Below are 11,767 nucleotides of genomic sequence, written 5' to 3'. Positions count from 1 at the left end.
CTTGCTATTTTCTATGCGGTTTGCTTGTTCACAGAGTTCAAAGACTTCGGATAGTGAACGTTCTTCAATGATGTAGAAAGGAGAAAGTTGCCAGTACTTGGCAACTTCAAAACAAAGGTTTACAAGATATTCAATGGTGATGATTGGGCTTGCTCCGCTTCCAATGGCGTCTCTGCTTCCTTTACTTGATCCTTTGGGCCAAAGAACATCATAATTTCTCCCGTAATCATTAGAAAATCATAGGGTGTAAGTTGTTCCACCGAGCTTGGTGTAACATTACCTAATGCCACGATGTAATCAGCCACTTTTTTAGGATCGCCAATCATTTGGCTATCAAATGGGAATCCCAATTTTTTGATATCTTTGACGGTAGGCTCTTTTAATTCCAGCACATGTAATTCATTGCCATGTGCCATGATCGGCTGTGATAGTTTAATTTCTTTCATTATTGATAAAATCCTTCTTCACCGTGAAATTCGATTTCTGCTGTACCGTCTTCGGCATTGTGATTAACTTCACCTTCTACCCAAGCATTAGATAAAACGTAAACCTTACCGTTGGCAAGTTCTGCGGTAACTGTCATTGAATCGCTAGACATTAACTTGTCGATTGGAAAATCACTCGGTACTTTAAATGTCCCTTTAATGTACGGAGCTCGGAACGTTTCTTTATAGTGAACGCTATTATCTAATCCCAAAATACTTTCTTTTACATTAGTATTCATTGGGACTTCAATACCGCCTGTTAATGATAGTTGGTTGGCATCAACTTTAATATAAGTTGTTCCTGCAATACGTCGTTGTGTCATTAGTTTTTCTCCTCTGGATATTGCAATCTAAACTGTGCTAACACAGCAAAAACGCGTAATTGATTAACGAGATCAGGTGGGAATAACACATCTAATCGATTAGGATCGTTGACATTTCGTTCAACAATTAAGTTCTTTTTGAACACATCAAAGTTTTCAACTAAACCTAATAATTCTAATTGTCGATATGTTGCATTAATTTCCGCTTTAGCGACGGAAGGGGTGATAATTGCCTGCCCTGCACCAAATCGCGTGCCGTCATTTGCTAGTTTATGCCGTGGGTATTTAGATGTGATCACACTGCGTAATTTACGTAATACATACGCTAGCGTATGCAAGGTTTCACTATCTAAATAGCTATTATCAGCAATGCCGTAGCTATTACGTTGATAGGTTGTGATATCACGTTGTATTAATAAATTTCCGCTAGAAACATAAGCTGTAGCAATACCATGGCTTAGCAAAGATTGTTGTTCTGTTAGTGTAAACTGATCACTATCTGGTGCGGGTAACGCGCCGTTTAATAAGCCCGTTTGTGTTGGTCGAGCAGGATCGTTACGAATAAAAATTGCATTCCGCGCTGTTCGCATTGCAATTAATTCATCAATACCTGTCTGAATGTTTTTTTCATAGCCTGCAACGGTAATATGTTGGTAATTTAATTTATCACCAAATTCGACAAGCTCGGATAAATCACCTTTTTTAGCAGTATAAGCATGTCCATACAATTGGCGCGCATAACTCCAACGCCCTACTGTGTCATCCATTTCTTGGTTGAATGTTGCGAGTGATGCTAAGTCATTAAATGGAAAGGCGATAAAATCAAGGAGTTTGTCCCCCATCGCGGCAATAACCGGCGTTAAATCTGGAGTACCTGTTCCGCCATGCATTTGCGTGATTGCAATATTTAATCCGTCAGGTGTTTCTTCTCCGCCGATTGTGCCGTAATAGTTAAAGCATAGCGGGATATCATTGCCATTCAATCCTTTGTTTTTGGCTGTTAACGTGATAGTGCTATTGCTAATAGTTGCTGTAACAGGTAAATTGGAATTGGTATTAATTGCATTATTTAGTGCATTGGCAATATTGTCCGCAGTATCCGAAATCGTTACGCGCGATTGAATTTTGCAGTTACCAATATATAAACTTAATGTCCCTGTTTCTTCTGCGGTGCCTGATATTTGAATAGTGCCTGTTGCGTTTGAGCCAGATGCAGGTTCGTCAACAGCAATCACCCATAACTCACCAAAATTATCGGTGTTTCGATAGGATTCAACCATTCTAGATAATTGGCTACCTTGTCCTGCGAGTTTTTTAGCTTGATCTGCAGACGGCATAATAATGAGCTTATTACGTTCAATACTGCTATCAGCTAATGGATAAGCAATAATTAATGAAGCACCGCTATCTTGAATTGTATTAGCCGCAGACGAATCCACTTCCGCATAAAATAATGGAACTTTTATATTGTTAGGAATATTGTTAAAACTAATTGTCATTTTTAGTTACCCTTTTTTTGTTTTAATTTGATGTTGGTTGTTTCTTCAACATCATTATTTGCCAGTCGTCTAGCCCAGTATTGGTTAAACTCAACATGACGACCGCCTTTAGGTAAATAATCCCCGTTATCTGGGTCATATACCTGTTTGTTATTGATAGGTTTAATTATCATTATTGCCCTCATAGATATTATTATTTTGAAAATTCACCGTTACCCCCGAATCTAGTTCATTAATCGTTCCTGATAGAGTATCGAAGTTGCCAATGTTTAACGGGTTATACTGCGGAGGTTTGATGGCATCTGGGTCGTTTGGATCGAATTGCCAATCAGGATCGGGAATTGGATTATCAATAGCATTTAAATCAAAGTGTTGACGAGTATTATCAAAACCAACTTCGCGCACTGCACTAAAATTGAATTGATAAAAAAGTCTTCCCTGATCTAAATCCAGTAAACCGCCACCATCATATTGAATTGGATTATGCGATGAAGAAGGTTCAAGACCGAGTAAAGCTCGCCAAAGTTCGGTTTTTATGTTTTCGACAATGTCATATGCTTCGTGTTGACCTTGTTCATCTAATGGTTTTAATACAACAATAACCCCAAAACTTTCTGTCACATTTTGCCAATAATCTGTTTGTGACTTGTTGTCTTGTGCTCTATCATCAAGCGGAACAACATAAGCGGCAGGTAATTTTAAAAGTGCCGTATCTTTAATAGCTGAAAACGCAGCAGCAGCACCAACCCGACCTGCAAAGCTAGGGCTAAAATGGCGTAATGTGTGAACGATATGTGATAATTTCATTGTTTAACCTGCTTCATTGAGTTGACTAGATCTGTAGTTAACGTGTTTTTACGCCATGATGATTCTTTCTTTAATGTACCAATCATGAAATTTTTAAACGGAGTAATCCTTTATGGAAGCCTGATTTGCTATAACAATAACTAGCAATATCAAGCATTACGATGTCGAGACAAATGGTGGAGATAATTTTTCGCTCGGTTAATTGCAGCTTTTAGCTATCTATATTGAATAAATTGTTTTATCAGCATTATCTAGCTGTAGGTAGTTCATATCTTTTTATATAAAACGCATAACACAAAAAATTTCGTTTTAGATATGTTAAGCATGCTTTATGCCAATGTGTATAGTTGCATCCGTTTATCATATCTACTGTTTATTTGCACATAAACTCTGTATTATTCTTGGGTGCAATCTCTTTACAATAGTATTCTCGCCAACCATCAATCATGGCTTTGTTGTAGCTGATTGCGCTAGTGAGATGGTAATAATCTTGTTGAGAAGCTCTTGCAAGTCGTAAGGCTTTGCTAGCTGTATTGCTGGCGGTGACACTATCTCGTTTGACGGATTCGACTTTGACGCGCAACTCGATAAAACCATTATCGATATCATAACGTAAAACCGCTGTTTTAGCTTGTCCATTTTTTATCGCCTCAATAATGTTTGATTCTATTTTGTTACTTCATTGTTATCTTGTAGCTATTTTTCGTACTTTTCTTCAGCTTTATTTGCTCTCACCACTGCAAGCTTTTCATCTTGCCGACATTTGTAGGCGAAATAACAAACAAATAGCAACATACTAATCAATGATATATTTACTTTTGATATTTTGAACATGATGAACCACTCAACAATAACGAGACAAATAAAAACCACCCCCAACCGTTAACACCTTTAACCGCCATTATTGATGCGATAATGAAGCATAAGATAGACATAACGCCTTCTCCTTTTCTCGTCTGATTACTAAGCCTTTTAGAACCTTACCACCTGCTTTATTCCACCTTGGGAATTCATTACAAGCCGCCTTATAATCACCGTTATTCAGATGCTTATACATTGTTGATGTTCGCATTTTTGTACATCCAACGTTAAAGGTAATTGAGGTCACAGCGTCAAAAACAGACTGGGGAAGATGAAAGCCTTTAGCATAGCGATTAACACATTGTTCAGCCGTTTTTATGTCATTGACCCAACGCTTTGCTATCTCATCATCAGTATAAATTTTTTGTTCAATATGATTACCCGTTGAGCCAATGCCTACCGTTAATATGTTAGCTGGGCAATAATAAGGCTCTCGTACGCAAGATTCAGCGTTACCGATTATTTCCAGACCCGATTGACTTGTTCTTATGTCATCTGAGTAGTTGGTAATAACAATACCGATTATTACCGAAACACTACAAATCGCACTCGTCGCTATTTTTGTGGTATTTCGCATAATATTGCTCTCTCAAGTTTTTTTTATGATAAAAATCTCGGCGCTTATACAGCCAATTAATAATAAATGTCGCTATTGATAAGATAATACCTACAATAATGGCAATATCATTTAAGCTAAGTGCGCCTAAAAGCGTGCATATAGCGCCCCAGAAATAAGATATCGGTGATGAGTATCTTTCCATGTTAAAATATCTTTATGTGAGTTAATAAGGTGACAGCGTACTAGCTATATTGAGTTGTGTGCGTGTCTAGCTTTGCTGTCGATTCTGTGGATGCCCCCAAACGTATCAAATCTCAGCATTAAGCAGAATTACTGCTACTTGACTAGAAGTGTAGAGGTTATGAGGGGGACTGTTTTTTGGTATTGAGTAAATAACTCAAAATTTGGACATAAAAAAACCACAGTTAAGCGGCTTTATTTTTTCTTATTTATTCGTTTCTTTTTGAATTTCTTTAGTTTATATACTTCAATTTTCTTTATTTCTTTATTTACTGATTTTTTATTTTCAATTAAAGGAACTTCTTTTTTATTCTTTTCCTCTTGCTCAGCTTTTAATTTTTTATACTCATCTTTAGCAACAACAATATTAATAAAAACAAAAAAAGCAAAAAAGATAACTACTAACCAAAAAATAAAATCAAACACTCGCTCAGCCGTAGGGCTGATATGCCCATTTTTTGAGCTGTGGAAATGTGATACATATCTTACCCGAGCATCGACGATTGTTGACCAAAAAATAATTAAAAAGAATGCGATTACCTTTTTCATTGCGCACATCGTTCAGTAATGAACTTATTATCATTACCCTGAATTTGTTTAATTTGTTGATTGCGCTTGCATTCCCATTGTTCAGGCGGATACATTTTATTCCACGCTGTCATTAATTTGCGCTCAGAATCCGATAAGTTAATGTTGTATTTATCTGACATATAAAAATGAGTGCGTGCAATTATGCCTCGAATCTCGTCACGTGGTTGAAATTGACGAGCTTTAAAGTCAACTGCAGATTGACATTGTCCATACTGATTAAATTGATTAGTGAATTGCGAGTATCGGTAGTTAGAACGATCACCGTTAACTTCGCCAATTGCAGGTTGTAGATTATGCATGTCACCTTCCATCAGATTAAACGTAGCATCTTTTTTACACGCCTTACGTCCACCATCTCGCCAACATTGTAAATGGTGTCCAAAATTTTCAGCTGGCATGACATGTTCCCATTCTATGCGAGAGGCTCGAGCTTCATTTTTTCTGGGTTTGTAACCACATTTACCAAAATCAACAACGCCTTTTTTATCGTTAAAGCTAAATTCACAAGCGCAATAAAACTCAGTTTGTTTTGGGTTTGATTTATACAATTTAGTTAATTGGTTTTTTGCTGTATTAAAATTTTGTGTTGAATTAGCAAAAAAAGAAACAAGCACAAGCGAGATGATAAACTTTTTCATAAATCCGTTTAAAAAACAACTCCAAAATAAATAAAAATATCGAGCGTTCTAATTAAAAATCATCGCACTCAATTAACTATAAGTACCAAGCAAGAAACTTGAGAAAGTAAACCCTCGATCTAAGTTGGGATAAGGAGAAGAAAAATGAAAATACTAATCATTGTTCTTCTACTCCTATTTAAGTTTTCCAGCTTTTTAGTAGTATCAAAGGCGAGAAGAGCCTCGCTTTTGATCTTAACTATAACAATAAAATCTTAAAAAATCAAGGTAGTTAAGATTGCATTAATTAATGTAAATAAGTGAAAACTTAGATAGTTTGCAAGTTTAATTTATGGTTGATACTGTAAAGCTTTGTCTATGAGGTTTTATCTATAAAGTTTTGTTTAAATAGTAAAAAAGCCTCTAAATGAGGCTTTCTTTTAAATTCAATAATGAGCGATGCTCTTGTAAAGTTAATGATTTATGATATTTTCTTGGATTACCACACATCCAACAAGAACAGGCTACCGGTGTTATTACATGCTTTTTAAGCGATTTTCTAGTATTGCCAGAATGAAAATCATGCTTTCTGTTATCTAAACATCGCTTAGCCTGATGTCGTCTATATGCTCGTGCTCTCATAAAATGACTTACATATGGAAACAAAAAAAGCCCAACTATTTTAGCGGACTTAAATTCTGTGCGCTTAAAACCGCATCATGTACATATCATATATTTAAACGTTTAAACAGTCAAGTGTTTTATTGTATATTTCACGCTTTTTTTATTACTATAATTTGTAGCTCCATTTCTAGTGTATGAATAATTTTAGGCATAGAGTTAAAATAAGGTAGTTTTGTGGTAAAAGCATTAATGTTACCTTTCACTATCACTTAAAAACCTCAATAAAATCAATGGGTTTTCTGAGTGACTTTTATCATGCCCGATTTGCCGTTTTTCTGTTATATCATAGCCTTTGTTCCTGATATCGTACACTAAGCTACACCTAAACGTACTTTATATCGCTAATCAGATGTTTTGATATAACTAAATAGCCCATTTAATTTGAGCCCACGTTTGGTAATAACCTGGCATACTTATATTTAACTGGCATGGCATTTGTCCATTTTAGGGCGAAGTTCACTCATTGCTTCTAAAAGCACTGGTATATCCTTGTGTATACAGGGAACACTTGAGTGCCAGCCGTCCATTCGATCTCAACCCCGGTTTATCCCTGTGTATACAGGGAACACGATAACTTCTGCTTCTATCTCTTGGGCTAACGCGGTTTATCCCTGTGTATACAGGGAACACCAAATATCTGCGCTGATTATTTAGCGTAGATACGGTTTATCCCTGTGTATACAGGGAACACCGCTAGAAATCGAGCGCAATTCACTAGAAGTGCGGTTTATCCCTGTGTATACAGGGAACACGCGATTAAAAATACGGATATTGCTGAAGAGTTGGGTTTATCCCTGTGTATACAGGGAACACTCTAATTATAACTATTTGTTTTATAAATAAAATAATTAACTAAAATTTTCTACCAATTTTTAAGCGCTTTTGCTAAACCGCTTATTCAACGACCAATTAGATTATATCAGACATAACATTTTGTTTTAAATAAATTTTAATTAACAATCCAAAATACCTCTTTTTATAATCATGGTTATCTACGCCACTTTTGGGAATAATTCAATAATGTGCCCCCGTATAAAACATTCTGCTGCTAATAATATTTTTGTCATTTCTGTTGTTTGCTTACCTAATATTTTTGCTTGCTTACTGCATGAAATGTCACGTAGATAAAAAGAGGTTAATACCGCCCAATATTCAATATTATCCGCTTTGAGCCTTAAAACAGCATTATCAACAATCTGCGCTTCATCTTCTGTTAAATACTGACGGTAATTAAAATCCATTGGTGCGCCGTCAATACCTGCTGACTTAGAGGGGTATTCGGTTCCTATGCGCTTTAAAATGCGTGTGTTTTTCCAGGCGGTTAAAATATCTTTCGTATCTCTCATCATTTTCTCCTTCATTTTTTAATCTTGCTTTATACTCAGCTTTTATCTGTTTGGTTTGTTCTGTCGTGTGTTTTGGGATTCACGATACTCTTTTATTCATCCAATCTTTTTAATACCTATTTTTTTAATCAATTCATCCTCTATTCAATGATATTTCCTGATTTGTGGTTATTATGCGCTAAGCCTTGTTTGTGGACATTTAGCGCATAAAATCGTAGCGATATTTGCTACCGTTTTTTCAAATCTACCGCTTGTTTCAGGTCTACAACATAGTCATACGCTATGTTATCTAACATGTGATAGAACCTAACTTACAGTGATTAATGCTTTGTAGCACAAGCTTTAGCTGTTTTTAGCATCTGTTTAATGTTAGCAATATGCATCAGACTTTTACTTGATGCTCCCTGCTCGGTTTTACATTCAAGCATTGCGAACGTATTTTCTGGTTTTGGTAGATAATAATTAGCGCGATCTTGCGTTAATAGCCCTGTAAAAACCGCATGATTTATAGCGTCAACTCTTTTTTCTTTATCACTGCCTAATGAGACAAATACTTCAGCAGTACGCCCGTGCATCATTGATTTATCAACAAGCCGTTCATAGGTATCAATAAACGTTCTTCTTGCGCCAATTTTGTCGCCATTTTGATAGACAATTTTCGCTTGTGCCCATGCCTTTGCTATTTCACCCGTCCATACAACGGTGTTAGTTTCATCACTAGCCAGTATTGCAATTGCCCATGCTTCATCTGGTGACAGATGATTGCTTGCACCACCCATTAGTTTGATTAGATCCGCAGGCTTCGGCATAAATTGACTTTTTCTTACCCATGCGTTTGCCGCTGCTTTTAATGAATTAATCGGATATTGTCCAAGCGTTGACCAGTAAATATTGACTTTAGTTGTGCTTGCTTGTTGCCCGTAAAGCTCAAGTAATCCGCCAATAACTGCTAAAAAATCATCTGTGATCTTTGCCATTACTAACTCCTCATGCTCTCTAGAACGGCTCTATTTCGTTCAGCAAGGGTCATGAATTTAGGTTTGTTAGATTGGCTAAATTTTTGATATTTACCTGCATTGCGTAACCAGTTATTAAACGCCGCATTCCAATCAATGTATTTTTTACCGTTAGCCAAGCAATAATCCTTAAATTTCACAAACTCATTATCCAGATTGACGTTTTCATTTATCGCTATATCTCGATGATGTTCGTTCGGTTTAAATTCATCAGGCAACTGACATGCCCGTTTAGGGTTTTGCGGTTTATCCGCAATAATATCTGTAGTATTCTCTGTAGTAGTTTCTGCAGTAATCTTTGTAGTATTCTCTTGATATAACGAACTTGATTTTGTAGTCGTCTCGGCATTTACATTGTAGAGATCGGGATGACGATTTTTTATTTGTCGTGATGATTGAGTTATAGCGTTGGCGAAATCACTCAAAACTTGATTAACTTTTTCGTTATCAATTTTGTAAAACGTTTTGTGCTCTAATCTTTTTTCGGTAACAATTAACACACCTTTTTCACATAGCTTTTTTATTGCCGTTCGTTGCTCGTTATGTGTTAAGCCTGTTTCATCCTCAAGTTCATCACGTGTTTTATACACACCTAAATTGGACGTTGCCTTATCTTGCCAATAAAATAATTGTGAGAATAAAACAGCAGGGCCAACTCCCCCGAGAGGTTTCGCTAATCGAGGATAATAAGCGTTGGGACGCCCTATTAATTTTAATGTTTCAACAGCATTCATTAATTGGCCCTCATTGAGTATTCAGCGTATTTCTTACCGTTTTTCGCTGTAATCATTCGTTTATCAATGCTAAATCCGATTTGTTTTAAATCGTAAATTGGCGCGCCAAGCCTAAAGCAATCATATTTATTTAGCGCTAGTAACGGATTAATCGTTTTGCCACTTTGCAAGTGGTTGAACATTTTTGCGCATTGGCTATGTGTGTTTTCGTTATTTAATGTGTTCATTATCGCCTCTGTCGTCATTGTTCTGTCTAGGTGGAAAAATTTTTGATATATCTGGTTTGATATCACAAGCGGTAACGGCTCCATTAGTTACTTTCTCGATTAAAAGTGCGTTCTCAAGGCTAATTTCAGATAAGCCATGTAACCATTTCCAAACTGAGGTTTGCGTTTTACCACATGCATCAGCTAATTTTTTTTGACTTCCAGTAAGCAAAATAGCTTTCTCAATTGCTTTGTTTTTCATAAACCCTCTTGTTAACAACTTATGTTGTAAAATATTAGCTTGTGTTTTTGCCAGTGTCAACAACTTAAGATGTTTTACTTTATACAACTTTGGTTGTATTTTGTTTTAATAAAAAGGAGATTGAAAAATGACATTAGCAGATCGATTAACCAAAATAATGAAAGAAAAAAAGATTTCTCAAGCAAAGCTTGGAGAAGCGATTGGAATGTCTCAGACCACAATATGGAAGTTGATGACAGGTAAAACCAAATCAAATAGAAATTTATTGAAGATCGCTGATTATTTAGGTGTTTCGGTGGAATGGTTAGCTAAAGGAGAAGGCGCTCCGCTTAAACAACAAAAAGATGGAACGCCGATGAGCGAATTATCAACAAGAGAAGTGGATGAATGGGATGATAAAACTCCGTTGAATGAAGATGAAGTTGAAGTCCCATATTTTAAATCAATCGAACTTGCAGCTGGACATGGCTGTTCAAGCATGGAAGATCACAACGGCTATAAGCTCAGATTTAGCAAATCTTTCTTTAGAAGAAAAAATGCACAAAAAGAGTTTGTTGTTTGTTTTCCTGCTAAAGGAAATAGCATGGAGCCCGTTATTCCAGATGGAGCAACAGTTGCTGTAAACACACTACAAAAAGATATTCGTGATGGCGATGTTTATGCAATATGCCAAGATGGATTGTGTCGGTTAAAAAGATTGTATTTATTACCAGCAGGAAAAATTAGAATTGTTTCGTACAACTCGGAGGAATACCCAGATGAAGTCGATGATGCGAAGAATATACAAATAATCGGACGAGTATTTCATTGTTCATTTGAAATGTGATTGATGTTATTAAGGAAACATGACTCACTGCTTTGGCGATTTTTAAATAGTTTAAATCAATAATGTAAGGAATGATGTTTGATGACAGACAATATGGTAAAAGTAGGAAGAATTATTAGTGATTCGGAACCTATCGAAGATGGCATAAATAGTTCTTTCAGATGTATCGCTTGTTGTGATAATGAAGAATATCCTGTTGTAGCGAAGTATATAAAAGGCATTGAGATATTAAAAGAATTAATTTGCGCAATATTAGGTAGACTAATAAATTTACCAATTCCTGAGCCCATATTACTATTAGACCAAAATGATGTTTTCTGCTTCGGTTCTCTTGATGTTGGGTATCCAAATCTCTATCATAAATTAAATATTCAAGATCCATATTAGATAGTAATAAATTATTATTCACAATGCCAAAAACGCCAACCTATAAAGCTATTTGGGCTCCAATTTATTTTGAGCCAATCATTGGCTCTGGAGAAAAACTGACTATCGCTGTGGTAGCTGTTAGTGAAGGGGGTGAATTTAAAATTAGACAATCTATTAGACAGTGCGTGGTTAAAGCTATGTATGGTAACAAATCAGATCAGTTTAACGCTCTGATTGAATTAATTATTTCTAGCCTTACTTCACATCTAAGCAAAACAAAAATTCTAGAAAACTGGAACGTTCCTATGCAAGGTGTTGTTTTGGGTAAAATAAAAAGCACCT

Annotated in this window: 17 protein-coding genes, 1 pseudogene and 1 CRISPR repeat array; of the genes and pseudogenes, 3 read left to right on the top strand and 15 right to left on the bottom strand. The window is 36.0% G+C overall.

Annotation, left to right across the window (positions count from 1 at the left end; translation table 11 throughout):
- Positions 1-119 precede the first annotated feature (119 nt).
- From A9G28_RS11565 to A9G28_RS11500, 15 genes are all read right to left on the bottom strand, one after another.
- Positions 120-446 carry a phage tail assembly protein gene (locus tag A9G28_RS11565; protein WP_081295695.1) on the bottom strand — a complete coding sequence of 109 codons (327 nt, stop codon included), beginning with the start codon at positions 444-446 and terminating at the stop codon, positions 120-122.
- Positions 446-808, bottom strand: coding sequence for a phage tail tube protein (locus A9G28_RS11560; protein WP_065580757.1), 363 nt, complete (start codon positions 806-808; stop codon positions 446-448). The genes A9G28_RS11565 and A9G28_RS11560 overlap by 1 nt, the downstream gene beginning before the upstream one ends.
- Positions 808-2,307 (bottom strand): phage tail sheath subtilisin-like domain-containing protein, encoded by a 1,500-nt coding sequence (locus tag A9G28_RS11555; protein ID WP_065580756.1) that lies wholly within the window; start codon positions 2,305-2,307, stop codon positions 808-810. Before A9G28_RS11555 ends, A9G28_RS11560 begins: the two co-directional genes overlap by 1 nt.
- Positions 2,308-2,309: 2 nt before the next feature.
- Positions 2,310-2,480 (bottom strand): DUF2635 domain-containing protein, encoded by a 171-nt coding sequence (locus tag A9G28_RS13190; RefSeq protein WP_081297895.1) that lies wholly within the window; start codon positions 2,478-2,480, stop codon positions 2,310-2,312.
- A complete protein-coding gene (locus tag A9G28_RS11550) occupies positions 2,470-3,114 on the bottom strand; it encodes a phage tail terminator protein (protein WP_065580755.1) in 645 nt (214 codons plus the stop codon). The genes A9G28_RS13190 and A9G28_RS11550 overlap by 11 nt, the downstream gene beginning before the upstream one ends.
- Positions 3,115-3,487: 373 nt before the next feature.
- Positions 3,488-3,784 carry a hypothetical protein gene (locus A9G28_RS11545; protein ID WP_442903268.1) on the bottom strand — a complete coding sequence of 99 codons (297 nt, stop codon included), beginning with the start codon at positions 3,782-3,784 and terminating at the stop codon, positions 3,488-3,490.
- Positions 3,785-4,015: 231 nt separating this feature from the next.
- Positions 4,016-4,552: a lysozyme gene (locus A9G28_RS11535; RefSeq protein ID WP_065580752.1), complete on the bottom strand. Its 537-nt coding sequence runs from the start codon at positions 4,550-4,552 to the stop codon at positions 4,016-4,018.
- Positions 4,512-4,736, bottom strand: coding sequence for a phage holin family protein (locus tag A9G28_RS14255; RefSeq protein WP_081301583.1), 225 nt, complete (start codon positions 4,734-4,736; stop codon positions 4,512-4,514). The genes A9G28_RS11535 and A9G28_RS14255 overlap by 41 nt, the downstream gene beginning before the upstream one ends.
- Before the next feature lie 233 nt (positions 4,737-4,969).
- Positions 4,970-5,323, bottom strand: a complete 354-nt coding sequence (locus A9G28_RS11530) for a hypothetical protein (protein ID WP_065580751.1) — start codon at positions 5,321-5,323, stop codon at positions 4,970-4,972.
- Complete coding sequence (locus A9G28_RS11525) at positions 5,320-6,003, bottom strand: endonuclease (protein WP_065580750.1); 684 nt, start codon at positions 6,001-6,003, stop codon at positions 5,320-5,322. Before A9G28_RS11525 ends, A9G28_RS11530 begins: the two co-directional genes overlap by 4 nt.
- 1,142 nt (positions 6,004-7,145) lie before the next feature.
- A CRISPR array of direct repeats spans positions 7,146-7,479; the repeat unit is 29 nt; unit sequence CGGTTTATCCCTGTGTATACAGGGAACAC.
- A 179-nt stretch (positions 7,480-7,658) separates the two neighbouring features.
- Complete coding sequence (locus A9G28_RS11520; RefSeq protein ID WP_141673666.1) at positions 7,659-8,015, bottom strand: antiterminator Q family protein; 357 nt, start codon at positions 8,013-8,015, stop codon at positions 7,659-7,661.
- 317 nt (positions 8,016-8,332) lie between these two features.
- Positions 8,333-8,989 carry a hypothetical protein gene (locus A9G28_RS11515; RefSeq protein WP_065568061.1) on the bottom strand — a complete coding sequence of 219 codons (657 nt, stop codon included), beginning with the start codon at positions 8,987-8,989 and terminating at the stop codon, positions 8,333-8,335.
- 2 nt (positions 8,990-8,991) lie between these two features.
- Positions 8,992-9,762, bottom strand: coding sequence for a hypothetical protein (locus A9G28_RS11510; protein ID WP_065580749.1), 771 nt, complete (start codon positions 9,760-9,762; stop codon positions 8,992-8,994).
- Positions 9,762-9,989 carry a helix-turn-helix domain-containing protein gene (locus A9G28_RS11505; protein ID WP_141674747.1) on the bottom strand — a complete coding sequence of 76 codons (228 nt, stop codon included), beginning with the start codon at positions 9,987-9,989 and terminating at the stop codon, positions 9,762-9,764. The genes A9G28_RS11510 and A9G28_RS11505 overlap by 1 nt, the downstream gene beginning before the upstream one ends.
- A complete protein-coding gene (locus A9G28_RS11500; protein WP_065568063.1) occupies positions 9,973-10,230 on the bottom strand; it encodes a transcriptional regulator in 258 nt (85 codons plus the stop codon). Before A9G28_RS11500 ends, A9G28_RS11505 begins: the two co-directional genes overlap by 17 nt.
- 127 nt (positions 10,231-10,357) lie before the next feature.
- Here A9G28_RS11500 and A9G28_RS11495 point away from each other — a divergent pair, with 127 nt between their 5' ends.
- From A9G28_RS11495 to A9G28_RS11485, 3 genes and pseudogenes are all read left to right on the top strand, one after another.
- On the top strand, positions 10,358-11,056 hold the full coding sequence (locus A9G28_RS11495) for an XRE family transcriptional regulator (protein WP_141673667.1): 699 nt from the start codon (positions 10,358-10,360) through the stop codon (positions 11,054-11,056).
- A gap of 81 nt (positions 11,057-11,137) precedes the next feature.
- Positions 11,138-11,443: a hypothetical protein gene (locus A9G28_RS11490; RefSeq protein WP_065580748.1), complete on the top strand. Its 306-nt coding sequence runs from the start codon at positions 11,138-11,140 to the stop codon at positions 11,441-11,443.
- Positions 11,444-11,466: 23 nt separating this feature from the next.
- A pseudogene (locus A9G28_RS11485) lies at positions 11,467-11,767 on the top strand (hypothetical protein); the annotation flags it as partial.

The organism is Gilliamella sp. Fer1-1 (assembly GCF_001690825.1).
GTDB lineage: Bacteria > Pseudomonadota > Gammaproteobacteria > Enterobacterales > Orbaceae > Gilliamella > Gilliamella apicola_C.
This window is presented reverse-complemented; position numbering and strand designations above follow the sequence as displayed.

Excerpts from the sequence above, each read along its gene's own strand:
- A9G28_RS11505 (WP_141674747.1), bottom strand. The coding sequence starts at position 9,989 with ATGAACACATTAAATAACGAAAACACACATAGCCAATGCGCAAAAATG.
- A9G28_RS11530 (WP_065580751.1), bottom strand. The coding sequence starts at position 5,323 with ATGAAAAAGGTAATCGCATTCTTTTTAATTATTTTTTGGTCAACAATC.
- A9G28_RS11500 (WP_065568063.1), bottom strand. The coding sequence starts at position 10,230 with ATGAAAAACAAAGCAATTGAGAAAGCTATTTTGCTTACTGGAAGTCAA.
- A9G28_RS14255 (WP_081301583.1), bottom strand. The coding sequence starts at position 4,736 with ATGGAAAGATACTCATCACCGATATCTTATTTCTGGGGCGCTATATGC.
- A9G28_RS11515 (WP_065568061.1), bottom strand. The coding sequence starts at position 8,989 with ATGGCAAAGATCACAGATGATTTTTTAGCAGTTATTGGCGGATTACTT.
- A9G28_RS11555 (WP_065580756.1), bottom strand. The coding sequence starts at position 2,307 with ATGACAATTAGTTTTAACAATATTCCTAACAATATAAAAGTTCCATTA.
- A9G28_RS11550 (WP_065580755.1), bottom strand. The coding sequence starts at position 3,114 with ATGAAATTATCACATATCGTTCACACATTACGCCATTTTAGCCCTAGC.
- A9G28_RS11520 (WP_141673666.1), bottom strand. The coding sequence starts at position 8,015 with ATGATGAGAGATACGAAAGATATTTTAACCGCCTGGAAAAACACACGC.
- A9G28_RS11525 (WP_065580750.1), bottom strand. The coding sequence starts at position 6,003 with ATGAAAAAGTTTATCATCTCGCTTGTGCTTGTTTCTTTTTTTGCTAAT.
- A9G28_RS11565 (WP_081295695.1), bottom strand. The coding sequence starts at position 446 with ATGAAAGAAATTAAACTATCACAGCCGATCATGGCACATGGCAATGAA.
- A9G28_RS11510 (WP_065580749.1), bottom strand. The coding sequence starts at position 9,762 with ATGAATGCTGTTGAAACATTAAAATTAATAGGGCGTCCCAACGCTTAT.
- A9G28_RS13190 (WP_081297895.1), bottom strand. The coding sequence starts at position 2,480 with ATGATAATTAAACCTATCAATAACAAACAGGTATATGACCCAGATAAC.
- A9G28_RS11495 (WP_141673667.1), top strand. The coding sequence starts at position 10,358 with ATGACATTAGCAGATCGATTAACCAAAATAATGAAAGAAAAAAAGATT.
- A9G28_RS11535 (WP_065580752.1), bottom strand. The coding sequence starts at position 4,552 with ATGCGAAATACCACAAAAATAGCGACGAGTGCGATTTGTAGTGTTTCG.
- A9G28_RS11490 (WP_065580748.1), top strand. The coding sequence starts at position 11,138 with ATGACAGACAATATGGTAAAAGTAGGAAGAATTATTAGTGATTCGGAA.
- A9G28_RS11560 (WP_065580757.1), bottom strand. The coding sequence starts at position 808 with ATGACACAACGACGTATTGCAGGAACAACTTATATTAAAGTTGATGCC.